Genomic DNA, 19,255 nt, shown 5'->3' with positions numbered 1-19,255 from the left:
TGAAGAAATCCACCGCAATACTTGGAGTGGCTTTGGCGAGTCGTGGAATTTCTGTGCTTCTGCGGGTGATTTCGCCAGCTATAGGGGAGGGCGTTCTTGAGGCAGACAGGCGCGCCGCCCCGCTAGAGGCGATAGATGCGCGTGGCCGTGTCCGAAAACAGCGACGACCTGTCGTCGGCGGAGAGGTCCGCCGTCAGGCGCTTGAAGGCGTTCCAGCCTGCCGCGCAGGCGTAAGAGCCACGGTCCACGGGTGCGTTGCTTTCCAGCATGCAGCGCCTCGGTTCGAAGGCCTCGATCGCGGTTTCCACATAAGGCCGCCACGCGTCGGCGAGCGCGCGTGAATCGGGCGGCTGCGTCCCTCGCTCGAAGCCGAATCCGTTGATCCGCATCCCGAGGCCGCCGATCTTGGCGACCACGTTCGGGCAGTGGGCGAGGTTGCGGATCGCGCGCTCCCAGGCCTGGAACAGATCGTCACGCCGCCCCTGATAGGCACCGGCGCCGAGGATGCCGCCGAGATGGTCGAGTACGATCGTCGTCTCCGGGAAGGAGTGCGCCAGCGCCGTCAGTTCGTCGAGCTGCGGCTGGAACAGCCAGGCGTCGAAGCTTAGCCCGAGCGGTGCCAGCCGGGCGAACCCTTCCCGGAAACGGGCGTCGCCGAGCAGGCCGGGCGGGCCGGCGCTCAGCGGGTTCATCAAGGTCGGGTCGGCGTCCCACACCGTGATGTGACGGATGCCACGGAACCTGCCGCGCCCCTCCTCCAGATGCGCGAGGAGAACGTCCTCGACCGCCGCGCCCAGGCGCAGATCGGCATGGCCAACGATGCCGGAGCACAGGGCAGGCTGGTCCGGGCCGAGCCGCTCCGCCTCGGCCGCGATATAGGCGGTCTCGCCGACCGGGCGCAGATGCACCGGCTGGGTTGCATCATAGGCTGTCTGACATTGCATGAAGACGGAGGCGACGATGCGATGGCCGCTCGCGGCGAGCTCTGCCTTGTAATCGTCGATCAGGAATCTCCAGCCCGGCCGGTCCCAGAGATGGTGATGGGCGTCGACGATTGGCAGTTCTGGTTCGAGCACAGCCTCGGGTGCCTGCGCCAGCCAGTCGGGGCGCAGCGGCAGATAATTGGCAACAGGCGCGTTCATGGCTCGCGGCTGGGCACCGGCCGTCGTGACGGCCCGTCGTAGCGATAGGCGAAGCTGCGCGGGATCGGCCCCTTGTTGCGCTCGCCGCGTCCGCTCTGCTCCCAGGCATGGGCGAGGATGCCGACCGCCCGCGACAGACAGAACACGCCGCGCGCGAGCGGCGCGGCGAAGCCGAGCTCGCCATAGATCACCGCGGTGGCACCGTCGATGTTCATCGGGATCAGCCGCCCCTTGCGCCGCTCCAGGCAGCGTTCGACCGCTCGTGCGGCCGCTGCATAGCGGCCGGTGATGCCGCCCTTGCCGACCGTGGCGTCGACGAGTGCCAGCAGGCGGCCGGAGCGTGGGTCGACCGGGTGGAAGCGGTGTCCGAAGCCGGGCAGGTACTTGCCGCGCGTCGCGATAAAGGCATCGATCGCGGCTGCTGCCGCATCGTCCATGCCGGAGCCCGCCGCACATCTCGCCAGCAGCTCGTCATAGAGTTCGAGCGCCTGCTCGCCTGCTCCACCATGCACGTCATCGAGGGTGTTGAGCGCGGAGGCCAGCGCTCCGTTCAGCGGCAGCCCGCAGGACACCGCCATGCGCGAGATGGCGATGGAGGGCGCATGCGGGCCGTGGTCGACCGAGGCGACGAGCGCGGCCTGAAGCAGTTGCTCCTGCTCCGGGCTCGGCAGCTCGCCGCGCAGCATCAGCCAGATCATCGCCGGAAAGGAGACGGCGCCGATCAGCTCCTCGATCGGATAGCCGCGAAAGGCGATGCGGCCCGGCGCGATGTCCGCGATCCCTGTCGACCAGTACTCGGCGATCTTGTCACGATCCGAGGACGGAGCTTCACCGTTCATGCTGCGCTCCTGTGCCGTTCGCAGCCGACGATCCGGCGCGCGATCAGGCTCTCGATCTCGTCTTCGCCATAGCCGAGGCGCCGCAGCCAGGCGGTCGTGTCCGCCCCAAGTGCGGGCGGGTGTGCCGGCGGCGCGAACGGCTCGTCCAGCAGGAAACCTGGCCGGGTCACGCGCAGCGGGCGGCCGCCGCGGCCCTGGGCATCGACGGGCTCCACGAAGCCGCGCTGCGCCACCTGTGGCTCCGCCATCACCTCCGGCACGGTGAGGACGCAGCCCGCCGGCACGCCGGCAGCGTTCATCAGACGCTCCCATTCGCGTGCCGGGCGCGTGGCGAGCGCCTGTTCCAGCGCTGCGGTCAGCGCCCGGCGATTGTCCTTGCGGGCCTGGCGGGATGCGAAGCGCGGATCGTCGATCAGCTCGGGCCGTTCGATCAGGCGGCACAGCGCCTCGTATTGCTTCTGCTCGTTGGCCGCGATGTTGAGCGGCCCGTTCGCTGTCCGGAAGGTCCCGGACGGGGCGGCGGTGAAGTTTTCGTTGCCGATCGGCTGCGGATCGACATCGGCATTGAGATGGTTCGACACGACCCAGCCCATCGCGGCGAGCGTCGATTCGAGCAGGGACACGTCGATGAAGCGGCCCCGCCCGCTTTGCTTCTGATCGACGAGCGCCGCCGAGATCGCGAAGGCAGCGGTCAACCCGGAGATCGTGTCGGAGATCGGAAAGCCGGTGCGCAGGGGGGCGCTCTCCTCATCGCCGGTCACGCTCATGACGCCGGAGAGACCCTGCACGATCTGGTCGTAGGCCGGGCGCCCCGCCCAGGGCCCGGTCTGGCCGAAGCCGGAAATCGCGCAGTAGACCAGGCGCGGATTGACCTGCGACAGGTCGTCATAGGCGAGGCCCAGCCTCTTCATGACGCCGGGGCGGAAGTTCTCGAGGACGACGTCGGCGGTGGCGACGAGCCGCAGGAAGACCTCGCGACCCTCCGGCGCCTTGAGATCGAGCGCGATCGACTGCTTGTCGGCATTGACCGCGACGAAGGAAAGGCCGGAGAGGCGCGCTGCCATCTCGGGATCGGCGCCAAGCTTGCGGGCGAGGTCGCCGCCGTCCGGCTTCTCGATCTTGATCACCTCGGCGCCCAGGCGGGCGAGGTTGTACCCGCAGAACGGGCCGGCGAGCACGTTCGAGAGATCGAGAACGCGCACGCCCGCAAGTGGCATAGTCATCTTCTGTCTCCGGCTGCGCGGGATTATTTGCCGATACGCCTTGCGGCTTCGTCGGCGAACTTGTTCGTGTAGGTCTTGGAGAGGTCGATACCGGCGGCGGCAATCGCCGGATCATAGGCGGTGAGCACCGACAGCGGCGTCTTCAGGGTTTCCGGCGCGAACCGGCCATCCTTGGAGAACAGCCCGGTCGAGGCGCGCATGATCTCGATGTTGAGCTGGCGATCGTCGAGCTTGTACGCCGCCGGGATCGCATCGACGACAGCCTCCGGGCTGTTCGAATGAATCCAGCGCACGGTCCGCAACATGGCGTTGGCGAGGCGCTGCACGGTTTCCGGATTCTTGTCGATGTAGCTCTGGTTGAGATAGAGGCAGGCCGTCGGATAGACGCCGCCGAAGGCCTTCTTCGACCCTTCCTCGGTGCGGCCGTCAAACAGGATTTTCACGGCGTTCTTGCGGGTCAGGATGGTCGCGGTCGGGTCGTAGAAACCCAACACGTCGACAGCCTTGCTTTCGAGCGCCTTCATGCCCGGGGCGCCGCTGCCGACGCCGATGAACTCGACGTCACGGGGCCCAAGCCCGTTCACCTTGGCGTAGTAGCGGGCGATCATGTCGGTCGACGAGCCCGGCGTGGTGATGCCGACCTTCATGCCCTTCAGATCGGCGCCGCTCTTCACCTTGTCCCCGAGATCGGCGCGGACGCCGAACACGATGCCGGGGACGTCGTTGAGCAGAAAGACGCAGGAGATATCCTTCTTCTTCGCCTGCATCTGGATGGTATGGTCGTAGAAGCCGACCACGCCGTCGACCGAGCCGCCGACCAGTGCCTGCAGCGCCTTGGCACCACCGGCCTGGAAGTTCTGGATCGTGACGTCGAGGCCTTCCTTCTTGAAGTTCCCGAGGGAGTCGGCGAGCGCCAGCGGCATGTAGTTGAGAATGGCGGAGCCGACGGCGAGGCTAACCGCCTTGTTCTCGGGGTCGGCGGCGCGCGTAGCGCCCGCCGGGAGAAGCAGCGCGAGGGCGAGGGCCGCAGCCCGGCTTGCGAACGATGTCATCTGTTTCCTCCTGCTCGATTATGTTTGTCGTTGCGATGCGGGTCAGGCGTCGTCGAGCGACGGGGCCGGACGCCAGACGAGGAGCCGCTTTTCGAGGCGGTCGACCACGAGATCGAGGCACACCACGAAGACGGAAAGCACGACGATGCCGGCGAAGACTCCGGTGGCGTCCATCACGCCCTCGGCCTGCGCGATGATATGGCCGAGGCCCATCGAGGAACCGAGATACTCGGCCACCACCGCTCCCATCACCGCCATGCCGACCGAGACGCGGAGCGATGACAGGATCCAGCTCATGGCCGATGGGATGTAGACGTGCCGCAGCAGCGAGAGCTTGCTGGCCCGCAGCAGGCGGGCATTGGCCAGCACGACCGGATTGACCTCGCGCACACCCTGATAGGTGTTGAAGAAGGCGATGAAGATCACGATCGTCATGCCGAGCGCGACCTTGGAAGCGAGCCCGAGGCCGAACCAGATCACGAAGATCGGCGCCAGCAGCACGCGCGGGATCGCGTTGAAGACCTTTATGATCGGCTGGATGACGTCGGCCGCGAAGCGCGAGAGGCCGAGCCAGATGCCGAGCGCCGTACCGCCGGTGACGCCGAGCACGAACGACAGGACGGTCTCGAGCAGGGTGATGCCGAGGTCGCGCCAGATGTCGCCCTCCGCGAACCATTGCGCGATGCGCCCGAGGATTGCCGAGGGGGCCGGAAAGAAGAACGGGTCGATCATGCCGCTTCTGGCGCCCGCTTCCCAGGCGGCGAAGAAGCCACCGATCAGCACCAGCCGGGTCAGCCTGATCTTCATGCGATAGGCGGAAGCGGCGCTGCGCCGGCGCGCCTCGATGGCATCCTCAGCGGTGTCCACTGGCGGCGCGAAGGCGAGCGTCTGCGACTTACTGGACGACATAGCTCTTCTCCACTTCGGCACCGAGGAGATTCCAGATCTCTCGGTAAAGGCTGACGAAGGCGTCGGTGGTCGCCAGCGCCGAGACGTCGCGCGGCCGCGGCAGTGTGATGTTGACCTCTCCGATCACGCGGCTGGCGGGGCCGGCCGACATGACCACGACCCGGTCTGCAAGGGTGATCGCCTCGTCGAGATCGTGGGTGATGAAGACAAGCGAGCGGCGATCCGCCTGCCACAGATCCAGCAGGATCCGGTGCATCAGGCGACGGGTATGCACGTCGAGAGCCGAGAATGGCTCGTCCATCAGGACGATGCGCGGTTCCATGATCAGCGTCTGCGCCATGGCGACGCGCTTGCGCTGCCCGCCCGAGAGCTGGTGAGGATAGCGCTTCTCGAAGCCCTTCAGGCCGACCCGGGCCAGCCAGATCTGCGCCTTGGCTCGAGCCTCTTCCTTGTTCATTCCGCGAAAGATCAGGCCCAGCGCGACATTGTCCTCGGCGGTCTTCCAGGGAAGGATCGCTTCCTGCTGGAGCATATAGCCGCTGTCGCCGTTCAGGCCCTGGAGCGGTTTGCCGAACACGGTGACCTCACCGGCGGCCGGCCGAAGCAACCCGGTGACCACGTTGAGGATGGTCGACTTGCCGCAGCCGGTCGGCCCGACCACAGCCACGAACTCGGTGTCGCCCACGGTGAGATTCATGTTGCCGACGGCGGTGAAGGCGCCAAAGCGCACAGCGACGTCGTGCAGCCGAACAGCTGCTGTCCCCTCTGTCATCGTTCCTCCTGATAGAACATAATTCTATTTTGTCGCGCTTCTAGCAGGGCCTGGACGGTCGCGTCAAGATGGTTTCACTCAACAGAACGGAAAAAGCGCGTGAGCCTTGGCTTCTTGCATGATGATGCAAACTGCGTTCTACTAGACAGAACGATCTTGATGACGAGGTAGACATGTCCGAACCCGGCACGAAACGGGAGGGAGTCGACGCGGTGGAGCGGGCGCTGGCCATTCTCTCGGCCTTCAGCGAGCAGGCCCAGGAGCTGAGCCTTGCCGAGCTGGCCCGGCGGACGGGGCTCTACAAGAGCACGATCCTGCGGCTGGCGGCCTCGCTAGAGCACACCCGTTTCCTCACGCGCGGGGGTGACGGTACCTTTCGCCTGGGGCCCGAGCTCTGGCGGCTAGGCTCGCTCTACCGGCGCAGCTTCGATCTCGGCGAATATGTCCGCCCGACGCTGCGCGCCCTGGTCGAGGCAACGCAGGAGACGGCCTCCTTCTACATCCGTGACGGCGATCAGCGCATCTGCCTCTACCGGCTCAACTCGCCGCGCTCGGCCCGCCATCACCTTGATGAGGGCGTGCGGCTGCCGCTAGGCCGCGGCGCCGCCGGGCGCGTGCTGCTCGCCTTCACCGAGCTCCACGACCCTTCACTGCAACCAATCAGGGACGCTGGCCTGGTGATTTCGCGCGGAGAGCGCGATCCCGACGTGGCGGCGGTATCCGCGCCGGTCATCGACAGTGCCGGCCATCTGCGCGGCGCGCTCTCGCTCTCGACGCTGATGAGCCGCTTCGACGAGGCGGCTCAGCACAAGCTGGCGGAAGCCATCGTGCCGGCAGCGAAAAATCTCGCGGCGCGGCTTCCGGCCGAATGACCAGGGCTTTGCCGGCGGCCACCGCGCAACTTGCAGAGCCGAGAGGAGCCTGACACGCTTGTCTTCGGCAAGTGGCGTGGACCCCGCCCAATCCGCCAGAAGCAGACTATCGTTCATGGGCAGGAAGCGGGCCTTCAGGCACACCAGAGTCCGCTTCTGCCGGGAATATCGCGGTCGGGCCAGCCTGACGAGGTCGCTCCGTCTTGCCGGTCGCGCGTCTGAGAACTCGCCGATATCGAGCGCTCTCAGGCTGCCGCAATGGAGTTGCTGTCGGCGCTGACGCGGCCGAACAGATCGCGGGCGCGGATGCGGTAGAAGCCGGTCGCGTCGCGTGGATCGAGATAGACGCTCGAGAGCAGACCGGCCGGGTTGATCATCTGCCAGGGGCCGCTTTCCTGCGCGCTCCAGAGCACGTCGAAGAGCTGGATGCTCTCGTATGGCGTCGGCTCCCAGAACAGAACGCGGTTGCTGCCGTTCAGCCCGCCAAAGACCTGGAGGCGGGGAGTGGAGGGCGCCGCGGGCGCGGCATCGACGCGTCGGACGAGCGCGGCCAGGGCTACCGACGGCAGCGGCATGTCGAGCTGGACCTCGTGCCGCGTCGCAGCGCCGCCGATCTGGAGATGCTCGACGGTCAGGGCGGGCTCCTGCGCCAGGCGCATCGCTTCGAGCTCCTCAGCACCCGGCAGGTCGGGCGCGCCGAGATCCTCCCAGACGGTGAAGGGATCGCCCTTGCCATGGGCGATGCGGAAGGTGGCGAGCGCATAGGCACCGGGCTGCAACCCGGAAAAAGCGAGTTCCACTGTGCTCTCGCCAGACTGCCAGATGCGGTCGACGCTGTTGTAGAGGAGCACGCTCGCGCCGGACGGCTCGGAGGCGCTTCCCAGCGCCGTCGCGATCGCGCCGAGGCCGCTGCGGTCGGGGTCGAGGCCCTGGCCGTCGAGTGTGAATCGGCGCTCGCTCAACAGGCCGAGCAATTCCATGACGCTGAGCGCCGGCTTCTTGACCAGATCGAACGGCTCGGGCTCTGCCCGGCGCGCTTCCAGCGCAGTGATGTCGGTCTTGTGCTCGGCCTGGGCGGCGCGCACCGGGCGCTTGCCGAAATAGGTCAGATGCGTGCGGTGCCCCCAGTGGCCGACGAAGCCGTTGTCATTGCTGAGGACCTCGTAGTCGACGCCTTCGCCATCGATCATCAGGCGCTGGTGCTGGTCGATGATCTTGGCGGCGAGCCCGGCGAAATAGGGCATGCCGTGCCAGGTATGGTAGAGATGCCAGCCGATCTGCGGGTCGCATTCGTCATTGACGAAAGGCAGGTTGGCGAAGCGCGGATGATGCTCGCGGATATAGTCGACCGCCATCATCTCGTGCCGGATGATGGCGAGGCTGTTCGGTGTCAGATCCTCGGCATGTTTCTTCGCGCCCTTCTCATGCACCGAGATGAAGTCGAGCCGCACGCCGGTCTCACCGGTGAAGAGATTGGTGCCGGTGTCGCAATGGGCGAGGAAGCTCTTGAAGATCGGCGGGATGCGCCGGGCGACGCCGGGGCCGCCGAGCCTGAGCTGGGGATCGACCGCTTTCAGTGCCTCCGAGCAGGCGTCGTAGTAGTTGTTGAAGCCGGTCTCGCCGCCGAGCTTCCACCAGATGTCGGGCTCGTTCCAGGTCTCGAAATACCACTGGCGCAGTTCGTCGGCGCCGTAGCGTGCACGGTAGCGCTCCGCCATCTCACCCATGAAGTCGCGCCAATGATGCGCCTGCGCGACGTCGTTGAAGTCGGTGTAGATGTAGGAGGGATTGCCCATCAGCTCGAAGAACGGACGGATGCGGTGCTCGAGCATGACGTCGATGGCCGCATCGAGCCGCGACCAGTCGTATCGGCCGAAAGACGACGCGGTGACGAGATCGAGCATGTAGTGCACGCGCATGTATTCGATGCCGCGATTGGGCACGGCGCCGACATAGGCGAGCGTCTGCCGCATCTCCGGCTCCAGCAGCAGCTCGGCCGGTGAAAAGCCCGTGCTGCGCCAGAAGCGCCGGAACCGCTTGGTCGGGGCGGCGAGGTCGATGTCTATGCGGGTCTTTTCGGACATGACGGGTCCTTCGCTGATAGCGGAGTTAATTTGTTGCCGGCTAATTTTAATGAGATCGAAACCTCAGCCCTCATCCTGAGGAGCGCCACAGGCGCGTCTCGAAGGATGATCCAGTGCGCTCTGGAACACCCTTCGGGACGCGAGCTGAAGCTCGCTCCTCAGGATGAGCTCCTGTGGGAGTCACGGATGCACTCTCACTTGAACTTGTCGCGCATCGACTGGATGCCGGGGATCGCGGCCATCAGATGGGCGTGCCGGTCGTCGAAATGCTGGACCAGCCCGCGCTGTGTCTTCCCGACCAGGATGGTGAAGATGTAGCAGCGATGGCCGGGCGAGGTGACGGTCGGGTGATAGCCGCGATCGACCAGGATCGTGTCGCGATCCTGCACCATGAAGCATTCTGATTGGCCGTCGGCATAGATGATCTGGGCGCCGAAGCCGGTGCCGGGCTGGTAGCGGTAATGGTAGAGCTCGTCATGCGCCGTCTCGCCCTCGCGGTCGGCATCGTGCTTGTGCGGCGGATAGCCGGACCAGCAACCGGGGTCGGCATAGAGCTCGCTGACGAGAAGGTTTCCGGCGCGCCCCTGGCCGTTCTGGCCGAGGATGTGGAAGATGCGGCGGCGGCTATGGGTGTCGGGCGAGCCGACATCGACCATCGCGACCGCCTCCGGCGCGATGCGGAAGGGCTTCAGCCCGTCGTCGTCGCAGAGGCCGCCGGCGACGGCGATCTCGACGGGGCCGGCGGCATTCTCCAGCCGCACCGCGCTGCCCGGCGGGGCATAGACGGAATCCGCCTCGCCCGACCAGATGTCGCGCCGCTTGCCGACGGCCGCGAAGCGTTCCCCGTCGACGACGATGTCGACCGTACCGGAGAGCACGACATGGACGCTCTCATGCCGCGGCAGGCTCTGCTCGACGATCTCGCCCGGTTGCAGTCTCAGCAGGTTGAAATGGACATGCGGTAGGGCCGGATCGTCGCTGACGATGGCGCTGTTGGCGTTGTCGCGGGCGGGGATGTGCTTAGACATGTGTGGCTTGTCCGATCTGGATGGCGTCGACGCCGCGGAGCGTGAGCGTCTCGGCGTGATGGCAGGCGACGCTGCGGTCGCCGAGATCGCGCAAGGGCGGCTGGGTCGAGCGGCAGATCTCGGTGGCGAAACGGCAGCGTGGATGGAAGGCGCAACCGCTCGGGCGGTTCGCGGGATCGGCGACCTCGCCCGGCAGGCGGATGCGGCGGTTCTGCCGGCGATGGGCGGGGTCGGGGATCGGCAGGGCCGAGAGCAGCGCCTCGGTGTAGGGATGCAGCGGCCGGGCGAAGAGCGCTTCGGAGCTCGCGATCTCGACGATCTGGCCGACATACATCACGACGACGCGGTCGCAGATATACTCGATCACGCTGAGATCGTGGCTGACGAAGAGATAGGTCAGGCCGAACTCCTCCTGCAGGTCGCGCAGCAGGTTGAGCGTCTGCGCCCGGACGCTCACGTCGAGCGCCGAGACGGCTTCGTCGAGCACAACGAGGCGGGGATGGGTCGCGAGCGCACGGGCGATGCCGACACGCTGGCGCTCGCCGCCGGAGAAGGCATGCGGATAGCGCCGGGCGTATTCCGGCCGCAAGCCGACCTTGGCGAGGAGCTCGCGGACCTTGGCCTCGATCTCGCCCGGCGGCACCAGCCGGTTGACCTTGAGCACCTCGCCGACGATGTCGCGGACCTGCAGGCGCGGATTGAGCGAGGATTGCGGGTCCTGGAAGACGAGGCGCAGATCGGTGCAATAGGCGAGCCGCTCATTCTCCGAGAGCCGGTCGAGGTCGACGCTGCCGCCATCCTTGCGGCGATAGCGCATGGTGCCGGCCGTCGGCTGGTGGATACCGAGCAACAGGCGCGTAACGGTCGACTTGCCGCAGCCGGATTCGCCGACAAGGCCCAGCGTCTCGCCTTGCCGGATCGCGAAGGAGACGTCCTCGACGGCGCGCACGGGATTGGCGGCCTTGCGCTGGAACAGCGTCCGGCGCGGCGGGAACAGCTTGGTCAGCCCGCGCACCTCGAGCAGCACGTCGGGTGCAAGCGAAGCGGGATCAGCCATGACGGGCGCCCTCCATGGCAGATGGCTGGCGCGCAAGGATGCAGCGCACGTCCCGCCGGGGCCCGATCGAGACCGTGCCGGGATCGGCGACGTCGCAGATGCCCTTGAGCGCCGCATCGCAGCGCGGATGGAAGTCGCAGCCCGCCGGCCGGTCGAAGGGCGAGGGCACCATGCCGCGAATGGCGGCGAGCCGGGAGCCGCGCCCGGCGCCGAGCCGTGGCACGGATTTCAGCAGTGCCCGCGTATAGGGATGGCGCGGATCGGCGAAGATCTCCTCGACCGTGCCGCGCTCGACGATCTTGCCGAGATACATCACCGCGACATCGTCGGCGATCTCGGCGACCACTCCGAGATCATGGGTGATGAACAGGATCGAGAGGCCGTCCTCGCGCTGCAGTTCCTGCAGCAGGTCGATGATGTTGGCCTGGGTGGTGACGTCGAGCGCGGTCGTCGGTTCGTCGGCGATGAGGAGGCGCGGCCGGCAGGAGAGGGCGAGCGCGATGCCGACGCGCTGGCGCATGCCGCCGGAGAACTCGAAGGGATAGTTGTTCAGCCGCTCTGCCGGCCGGGGGATGCCGACGCGGCCGAGCATCTCGACGGCGCGGGCCTCGGCGGCCTTCTTCGAGAGATCGAGATGGCGGCGGATCACCGGAACGAGCTGCTGGCCGATGGTGTGGACCGGCGAGAGCGCCGCCATCGGCTCCTGCGAGATCAGCGAGATCTCCTTGCCGCGCAAAGCTCGGATCCGGCGGCCGCGCGGGTCGAGCGCGGTGACGTCGATCGCTTCGCCGTCGCGGCCGGAATAGGTGATGCTGCCGGAGGCGATGCGGCCGCTCGGCGGCAACAGGCTCATCAGGGCGCGGCCGGTGACGCTCTTGCCCGAGCCGGACTCGCCGACGATGCAGAGAGTGCGCCCGCGCCGCACGTCGAATGTCACCCCGTCGACCGCGCGCACCAGCCCGTCATCGGTGCCGATCTGAACCTTGAGGTCCCTGACGGCAACGAGCGGCGTGGCGCCGTCCGCCGGCGCCGGGCTCGGGTAAGGGCGGGGCTCAGGCATAGGGATCGGCCGCATCGCGAATTCCGTCACCGAGGAAGTTGAGGGCGAGCACCGCGATCACCACCGCGGCGCCGGGAGCGAGCAGCCAGGGCGCGGTGGTCAGGGCCATGATGCTCTGCGCGTCCTTGAGCAGCACGCCCCAGCTCACCACCGGCTCCTTCAGCCCGATGCCGAGGAAGGAGAGTGCCGTCTCGGCGAGGATCATGCTCGGGATCGCCAGCGTCACCGAGGCGACGATATGGCTGGTGAAGGAGGGCACCATGTGCCGCCAGATGACGCGCTGGCGCGAGCAGCCGTCGAGCCGCGCCGCCAGAACGAAATCCTCGGTCCTGAGCGAGAGGAAGCGGCCGCGTACCACGCGCGCCAGATCCGTCCAGCCGATCAGCGAGAGGATGATGGTGATCCAGAGATAGACCAGCAGCGGGTCCATGCTCGCCGGCACGGCGGCGGCCAGGCCCATCCAGAGCGGGATGGTCGGGATCGACTTCAGGAAGTCGATGCTGCGCTGGACGACTTCGTCGATCCAGCCACCGTAATAGCCGGAGATGCCGCCGAGCAGCAGGCCGAGGAAGAGGCTGACCGCGACGCCGACGAGGCCGATCGACATCGAGATGCGCGCGCCGTGAATGGTGCGCGACAGCACGTCCCGCCCGAGCCGGTCGGCGCCCCAGAGATACATCGGCTGGGACGGGTCGGCCGGGCCGATCAGATGCCGGTCCCAGGGGATCAGCCCGAAGAGCTTGTAGGGCTCGCCCTTGGCGAAGAAGACGACCGGATGGACCGACTTCTCGTCGACCACGAAGCTCCGCTTCAGCGCCACCGGGTCGAAGCTCATCCGGTAGCCGTTGACATACATGAAGTGCGTTTCGCCGGCCGCATCCGTGCCGAAGAACCTCAGCGCCTGCGGCGGGCCGTAGGTGAAGCGGGCATTGTAGGCGTCGGGCGCGAAGGGCGCGAAGAACTCGGCCAGCAGCGCGACGAGATAGATGCCGATGACGACGAAGAAGCTGGCATAGGCCAGCCGGTGCCGGCGGAAGCGGCGGACAATCAGCTGCCACTGACTGGCCTCGGCAAGCCTGCGGACCGCCGGGGCGGCGGTTTCGGGAGCGGCGGGCGCGGCGATGTCGCTCATTCCAGCCTCAGGCGTAGCGCACGCGCGGATCGAGCCACGCGAGCAGGAGGTCGGAGATCAGGGTGCCGATCACGGTGAGCGCGCTCAGCATCAGGATGAAGCTGCCGGCGAGGTACATGTCCTGCGCCAGCAGGGCCGAGAGCAGCAGCGGCCCCGCGGTCGGCAGGCTCATCACCACCGACGTCACGATCGCGCCGGAGACGAGGTTCGGCAGAACCCAGCCGATGGTCGAGACGAAGGGGTTGAGCGCGACCCGGACCGGGTACTTGAACAGAAGCTCCATCTCGCCGAGCCCGTTTGCGCGGGCGGTCTGGACATAGGGCTTGTAGAGTTCGTCGATCAGGTTGGCGCGCATGACGCGGATCAGCGCCGCCGTGCCATGGGTCGCCAGCACGAAGACCGGCAGCCACAGATGCATGGCGAGGTCGCCGACCTTGGCCAGGCTCCAGGGTGCGTTGACATATTGCGGCGAGAACAGCCCGCTGACGCTCATGCCGAAATAGCGTGAGAACACGTACATCAGCGCCAGCGCCAGCAGAAAGCTCGGCACGGCGAGCCCGAGGAAGCCGAGGAAAGTCACGACATAGTCGAGCCAGGAATAGCGCCGGACCGCGCTGTAGATGCCGATCGGCAGGGCGACCAGCCAGGTGACGACCAGGGTGATGCCGGAGAGCAGGACGGTGAGGCCGAACCGGTCCCACATCAACTCGGAGACCGGCTTGTTCCATTCGAAGGACTCGCCGAAGTCGCCGCGGAACAGGATGCCTGAGATCCACAGCCAGTATTGTACGTACCAGGGCTGATCGAGCCCGTAGCGCAGCTTCAGGGCGGACAGCGTGTCGTTGTCGAGCGAGCCGCCCTGCTCGGCGAACTTGGCGCTGAACGAGGTCAGGAAATCGCCCGGCGGCAACTGGATGACCAGGAAGGCGACCACCGACACCGCTGCCAGCGTGGCGAGCGTATAGACGAGCCGTCTCAGCATGTAACGGAGCATCTGGAGCCTCCGGTGCGGTCGGGCGGGGAGGGGGCCGGAGCAGATGCTCCGGGCTGCGTGTCGATGACCGGAACTATTCGTAGAAGTACTGCTCCGGGTTGGTCGGACCCGGCGTCATGTAGAAGAACGTGTCCGGCATCAGATCGGGCACATTGCGCATGTTGTTCTTCACGACGCCGTAATTGTCGGCGTCCATGTTCGTGCCGATCACGTAGAACTGGTCACGGGCGATCGCGAGGATCTTCTTCATCACCTCGATCTGCCCGGCCGTGCCAGGAGTCTTCTGCATCTGGACGTAGAGCGCCTGCTGCTGCTTGGCCGGCTCCGGCGGCTCCTCGGCGTTGGGATCCTTCGGGTTCTGGAAATAGATCCCCCAGGCCGAGGCGAAGGCCGCCTGGTTCTCGTAGGGGAAGTACCATTTCGGGTCGAGGATGCCGAGGAAGTCGTAGCCGCCGCCGCCGATCCAGACCATCGCGTCATGCTCGTTGGCGAGCATGCGGGCGAAGGCGAAGGACTCCTCGACCGTCTTCACCTGCATCTCGACGCCGACTGCGGCCCAGTATTTCTTGATCAGCTCGAGCGCGTCGATCTGGTAGCGGCGCGAGGTTGCGGCATCGACGGCGAAGGAGATGCGCTTGCCGTCGGGTGCCAGCCGGAATTTCTGCGCATCGCGCTTGGCAAAGCCGACCTTGTCGAGCAGTTCGTTCGCGGCCTTGGGATCGTACTTGGTGTACTGCGTCGCCATCTGCTCGTCATAGAGCGCGGTGCCCGGGCGCGGCGCCGCCTGATAGGGCTGCGACTGGCCGGCATAGATCAGGTCGTTGAGCTCGTCGCGGTTGATGGCGAGAGAGAGCGCGACGCGGAAATCCTTGTTGCGGAAGACCTCGCGCAGCACCGGGTTCTTGCTGGTCTGGTTGAGCGAGATGCACATCGCATTCGACCAGGCCGGCTGCGCCTTGAACAGCCGGTAGCCGCTGCGCTCGCGGTTCTGGGCGAGCACGATGCGCGTCTCCAGCCCGTTGAGGCGCTGGTTCTGCATGTCGAGCTCGCCATTGATCGCCTTCAGCACGATCGCCTGCTGGTCTCCCATGATGTCGAAGGTGACGCGGTCGATATAGGGCAGTTGCCGCCCCGCCGGATCGACCTTGAAGTAATAGGGGTTGCGCTCGAGCACGACCTGGGTCGTGCCGCCATAGGGCACGGTCAGCTTCCAGGGATCGAGCACCGGCCGGCCGGTATCGCGCCAGCGGCCGGGGAAGCTGGTCTTGTTGAGGAAAAGCGCTGCCCAGTTCGCTGCCTTGGCTTCGGCGACCAGCTTGTCGACGCCGTCGGGATTGTACTTCTTGTGGAACTGCTTGAGGTAATGCGCCGGCGCCGCCGCGAGGATGTCTGAGCCGAAGGTCGTCGCCATGTTCTCCAGCAACATGCCGTTCGGGCCGCTGAAGCGGAACCTGACCGTATAATCGTCGATCTTCTCGACGGTGACGGGGTCGTTGCCGCTGCGCAGCCAGCGCGGCGCAGACGGCGTCAGTTCCTTGTTCATCAGCACGTCCTGGTACCAGAACAGGATGTCGTCGGCCGTGAACGGCGCGCCGTCCGACCAGCGCGTGCCCTTGCGCAGGTGGAAGACGTATTCGGTGCCGTCCGGCTTGATGTCGACCTTCTCGGCGACGTCGGGCTCGACCGCGGTCCAGTCGCGGTTCCAGCGGACGAGGCGGGTGTAGCCAACGGAGCGCTCGATCAGCGAGTCGCTGCCGCCCATCAGGGCCTGCCGCCAGGTGCCGCCGTACTTGCCGGCCTTCTCGACCGGGGCGAGGACCAGCGGCTTCTCGGGCAGGCGCTGTTGGACCGGCGGCAGCTTGCCGCCCTTCACCAGCTCCGAAAGCCCCGGCGCCTCCTGGTACTCGGCGGCCGCGGCGGCGCCGGAGAGGGCAAGGATCAGGGACAGCGCGACGCCACGCAGGGCGCGCCCAGGAAAAGCTGCCATCGTTTCCTCCGCTGCGCCTTCTGCTCATGGCGGGCGCTATGGGGATACGTTATCGTTATCTCATTCGAGGCGTCAAGCCTGCTTGGGTCGGCGATGAGGAGTGCCCCATACCGACGCCATAGTGCGATCGAGCTGGAAAAAATTGCGCCTTCGGCTGTGAAGGAAGCCTCTGGAAAAAGATATCGTTATCGTGAGATAAGGCGACATGGAGATGAAACCAGCCCTGCGGCCGTCCACGATCACCGATGTCGCCACGGCGGCCGGTGTCTCGCCGATGACGGTTTCGCGCGTCCTCAACGGCCGAGGGGGCGCCGGTGAGGAAACACGCCAACGCGTGCTGGAGGCGGCCCAGGCTCTGAATTACCGGCCCAATGCCTTCGCCCAGAGCCTGAAGAGTGACCGCTCCCACACGGTCGGCATCGTTGTGCCGGATATCGTCAACCCGTTCTTCCCCGAGATCATCCGGGGAGCCGAGCTCGTGGCGCGGCCGGCCGGCTATACGCTGCTGTCCTGCAATGTGGTCGAGGATCCCGAGCGCGAGGAGGAGGTGCTCGGCACGCTGCTCGACAAGCGCGTCGACGGGGTCATCATCTGCAGCGCCCGCCTCGACGAGGAGCGGCTCTTGCGCGCGGTCGCGCCGCACCGGGCCGTTGTGCTGATCAACCGATCCGTCACGAAGCGCCATGCCGGCACGATCGAAGTCGACTACCGCTCCGGCGTGGAAGCCGCCGTCACGCAACTCGTTGCCCAAGGGCGGCGGCATTTCGGCTTCGCGGCCGGGCTGGCCTCGTCGCATGGCGGGCGCAAGCGGCGGGAAGGGATCGACGCGGCTCTGGCGCGCCACGGCCTCTCCCTCGTCTTCGATCTCCCATGCTCGCCGGACCTTCAGGGCGGAGCCGACATCGCCGCCCGATTCCTGCCCGAGGCCGCGCGGATCGATGCCATGATCTGCTACAACGACCTGATCGCGCTCGGGTTGATGAAGCCGCTCGAGCAGGCGGGCATCAGGGTGCCGGACGATATCGCGATCGTGGGATGCGACGACATTCCGGCTGCGTCGCTGGTGTCGCCGGCTTTGACCACGCTCAGGATCGCCAAGCAGGATCTCGGCGAGATGGCGATGCGGATGCTGCTCGACCGGATCGCCGGCCGCAACGCCCAGCAAGGTATCGTCATCGAACCGGATCTGATCTGGAGGGCGACGACGCCCACCTTGTGAGGGAAGACTTGAACGCCGCTTTTTCTCGATCGAACGCTGCGAGCTCGGCGTAGAACTCCAACCCGTCGGCACCAGCCTGCTACCGTCTGCGCCTGCAGCGTCCGTATGCCGGCGTCCGAGCCTTGGCGAAGATAGCCTCGGGCGGCCGGATGTCGGCTCCGGTGATGGAAATCTCGGCGCGGTCGCAGATGACGATGCCCTTGATCTCCGGCGCCTTTTCGAACCTCGTTGATATGGCGGATGTTCTCCGCTTGCCACTCAGCAGGGAGTGCCCCCGCCAAGCTGGGTAACAGCTTCGTCGACGCTGTGAAAAATCCGGCCTTCACCAATCGTGCGAACAATGCCGAAGCGCTCCAGCGCTTCGCGGGCCCGTGCGGATTCCACCCGCGCGATCGCGAAGGTGGTTCCCTGCTCTTCGCAGGCCCGGGCGACGGCAAGCAGCGATTGCGCCGCCGTATAGTCGATGGCTGCAATGCCGCTGGCCTCCAATATGACCAGCCTCGGCTTTTGTCCCGCGAGCCGGTCGAGCAGTTCCTGCTGGAAACCAGACGCATTCGCGAACAGCAATGGCGCTGGAAAGCCGGCGACGAGGATTCCCGGAAGGGTCGTCAACGGCTGCCCAGGACCCGGTGGCCACCAGATCGTCGTGCCAGCGATACGACCGAACTCGACCAGATGGCTGCGGGTCGTCATCCAGATGCCGTGCAGCAAGGACAGGCCAATGCCGATGGCCACGCCGCTTTCGATCGGCAGCAGGGCAACGGCGAGAGCGGTCAGCAGGACGAGCGCGAATTCCTGCGGGCTCTGGCGCGCGATCTGCACGATCAGGCCCACTCTCAAGATCCGCCCGGCCACGAAGAAGAGAACGCCGGCAAAGGCAGCCTCGGGGACATCGGCGAGAACATCGGCGCCGAAGAGCGCGAGCCCCAGGACCAGCGCCGCGGCGGCGAGACCGGAGACAGGGTTGCGGCCCCCGCTCTCGACGACGATGGCTGTTCGTGGCGGGCTGGCGTTGACGGGGAATGTGCCAGCCAGCCCGGCAAGCAGGTTGGCGCCCGCCAGTCCGAGATAGTCACGCCCGACATCGGGCTCGCAGCCATCGGGGTCGCGGAAGGACCGGCTGACTGTCGCCGTCTGCATCATCACGATGAGCGCGACGATCAGGGCCAGCGGGACGAGCGACCGCAAATCGGCCCAGGACAGATCGAAGCCCGGCCATGGCGGCAACCCCCTGGGTAACGAGCCGAGCACTGCGACGCCTCGGCTCTCCAGACCGAGCACCACGACCGCAGCCGTCGCCAGGGCGAAGGCGATCAAGGCCCCGGGCAGCCACGCCGCCAGCCTTTCACAGAGGACGATGACGGCGAGCACGCCGAGGCCCAGCAGGACCGAGAACGGATTGCTGGCTGCACGCGCCGCCCAAATTTCCGCCAACCGGGGAAGCAGGCTGCTCGCCTGCACGTTCAGCCCCAGCAGGCTCGGGAGCTGGGACACGACGATATGGGCTGCGATGCCGGCCAGGAAACCAAACACGACCGGCGTCGACAGAAAATCGGCGATCCAGCCAAAGCGCAGGAAGCCGGCCCCCAGCAGCAGGACGCCGACCAGCACGGCGAGTGTCGGCGCCGCCGCCGGGGATATGATGCCACCGGCCGCAAGCGCGGCGAGCGCGCCGGCGAATATGGGGGTGATCGTCGAATCGGCTCCGACGGTGAGGACTCGGCTGGCGCCCAGCAGCAGGAAGCCGAGCGTCGCTGCAACGAAGGCGAACAACCCCACCTGCACAGGAAAGCCGCCGAGGCGCGCCGTTGCCATCTGCTCCGGGATGGTGATCGCCGCAAGCGTCAAGCCGGCGAGCACATTGCGCCCAAAACCTCCGCGACGT

16 protein-coding genes are annotated in these 19,255 nt (G+C 66.6%); 2 read left to right on the top strand and 14 right to left on the bottom strand.

Annotation, left to right across the window (positions count from 1 at the left end; translation table 11 throughout):
• Positions 1-122: 122 nt before the first annotated feature.
• The 6 genes from AC1DIN_RS11905 to AC1DIN_RS11880 all read right to left on the bottom strand — a co-directional run bounded on the left by AC1DIN_RS11905 (position 123) and on the right by AC1DIN_RS11880 (position 5,937).
• The gene (locus AC1DIN_RS11905) at positions 123-1,142 is read right to left on the bottom strand and encodes an amidohydrolase family protein (protein WP_476809940.1); all 1,020 of its coding nucleotides are present in this window, start codon (positions 1,140-1,142) and stop codon (positions 123-125) included.
• A complete protein-coding gene (locus AC1DIN_RS11900; RefSeq protein WP_476809939.1) occupies positions 1,139-1,981 on the bottom strand; it encodes a citryl-CoA lyase in 843 nt (280 codons plus the stop codon). The genes AC1DIN_RS11905 and AC1DIN_RS11900 overlap by 4 nt, the downstream gene beginning before the upstream one ends.
• Positions 1,978-3,204, bottom strand: a complete 1,227-nt coding sequence (locus AC1DIN_RS11895) for a CaiB/BaiF CoA transferase family protein (protein WP_441470202.1) — start codon at positions 3,202-3,204, stop codon at positions 1,978-1,980. The genes AC1DIN_RS11900 and AC1DIN_RS11895 overlap by 4 nt, the downstream gene beginning before the upstream one ends.
• Before the next feature lie 23 nt (positions 3,205-3,227).
• The gene (locus tag AC1DIN_RS11890; protein WP_441470201.1) at positions 3,228-4,256 is read right to left on the bottom strand and encodes an ABC transporter substrate-binding protein; all 1,029 of its coding nucleotides are present in this window, start codon (positions 4,254-4,256) and stop codon (positions 3,228-3,230) included.
• 42 nt (positions 4,257-4,298) lie between these two features.
• A complete protein-coding gene (locus tag AC1DIN_RS11885; RefSeq protein WP_441470412.1) occupies positions 4,299-5,063 on the bottom strand; it encodes an ABC transporter permease in 765 nt (254 codons plus the stop codon).
• 88 nt (positions 5,064-5,151) lie between these two features.
• Complete coding sequence (locus AC1DIN_RS11880; protein WP_476809938.1) at positions 5,152-5,937, bottom strand: ABC transporter ATP-binding protein; 786 nt, start codon at positions 5,935-5,937, stop codon at positions 5,152-5,154.
• 173 nt (positions 5,938-6,110) lie between these two features.
• Here AC1DIN_RS11880 and AC1DIN_RS11875 point away from each other — a divergent pair, with 173 nt between their 5' ends.
• A complete protein-coding gene (locus AC1DIN_RS11875) occupies positions 6,111-6,809 on the top strand; it encodes an IclR family transcriptional regulator (RefSeq protein WP_441470199.1) in 699 nt (232 codons plus the stop codon).
• Between the two features lie 245 nt (positions 6,810-7,054).
• Here the strand turns inward: AC1DIN_RS11875 and AC1DIN_RS11870 are convergent, their stop codons facing one another.
• From AC1DIN_RS11870 to AC1DIN_RS11840, 7 genes are all read right to left on the bottom strand, one after another.
• Positions 7,055-8,893 (bottom strand): GH39 family glycosyl hydrolase, encoded by a 1,839-nt coding sequence (locus AC1DIN_RS11870; protein ID WP_476809937.1) that lies wholly within the window; start codon positions 8,891-8,893, stop codon positions 7,055-7,057.
• A gap of 194 nt (positions 8,894-9,087) precedes the next feature.
• Positions 9,088-9,921, bottom strand: coding sequence for a 5-deoxy-glucuronate isomerase (locus AC1DIN_RS11865; protein ID WP_476809936.1), 834 nt, complete (start codon positions 9,919-9,921; stop codon positions 9,088-9,090).
• Positions 9,914-10,978, bottom strand: coding sequence for an ABC transporter ATP-binding protein (locus AC1DIN_RS11860; protein ID WP_476809935.1), 1,065 nt, complete (start codon positions 10,976-10,978; stop codon positions 9,914-9,916). Before AC1DIN_RS11860 ends, AC1DIN_RS11865 begins: the two co-directional genes overlap by 8 nt.
• Positions 10,971-12,038, bottom strand: a complete 1,068-nt coding sequence (locus AC1DIN_RS11855) for an ABC transporter ATP-binding protein (RefSeq protein WP_476809934.1) — start codon at positions 12,036-12,038, stop codon at positions 10,971-10,973. Before AC1DIN_RS11855 ends, AC1DIN_RS11860 begins: the two co-directional genes overlap by 8 nt.
• The gene (locus tag AC1DIN_RS11850; RefSeq protein ID WP_476809933.1) at positions 12,031-13,170 is read right to left on the bottom strand and encodes an ABC transporter permease; all 1,140 of its coding nucleotides are present in this window, start codon (positions 13,168-13,170) and stop codon (positions 12,031-12,033) included. The genes AC1DIN_RS11855 and AC1DIN_RS11850 overlap by 8 nt, the downstream gene beginning before the upstream one ends.
• 7 nt (positions 13,171-13,177) lie before the next feature.
• Entirely contained in the window at positions 13,178-14,164 is a 987-nt protein-coding gene (locus AC1DIN_RS11845) for an ABC transporter permease (RefSeq protein WP_476809932.1), read from the bottom strand.
• Between the two features lie 73 nt (positions 14,165-14,237).
• Positions 14,238-16,151 carry an ABC transporter substrate-binding protein gene (locus tag AC1DIN_RS11840; RefSeq protein ID WP_476809931.1) on the bottom strand — a complete coding sequence of 638 codons (1,914 nt, stop codon included), beginning with the start codon at positions 16,149-16,151 and terminating at the stop codon, positions 14,238-14,240.
• A 211-nt stretch (positions 16,152-16,362) separates the two neighbouring features.
• Here AC1DIN_RS11840 and AC1DIN_RS11835 point away from each other — a divergent pair, with 211 nt between their 5' ends.
• Positions 16,363-17,370, top strand: coding sequence for a LacI family DNA-binding transcriptional regulator (locus AC1DIN_RS11835; protein ID WP_476809930.1), 1,008 nt, complete (start codon positions 16,363-16,365; stop codon positions 17,368-17,370).
• A 258-nt stretch (positions 17,371-17,628) separates the two neighbouring features.
• Here AC1DIN_RS11835 and AC1DIN_RS11830 read toward each other — a convergent pair whose 3' ends face one another.
• Positions 17,629-19,230, bottom strand: a complete 1,602-nt coding sequence (locus tag AC1DIN_RS11830) for a SulP family inorganic anion transporter (protein ID WP_476809929.1) — start codon at positions 19,228-19,230, stop codon at positions 17,629-17,631.
• Between the last annotated feature and the right edge of the window lie 25 nt (positions 19,231-19,255).

Source organism: Allobosea sp. 05T438, assembly GCF_056396025.1.
The sequence above is the reverse complement of the archived record's forward strand: the minus strand, read 5'-3'. Positions and strand labels throughout refer to the sequence as shown.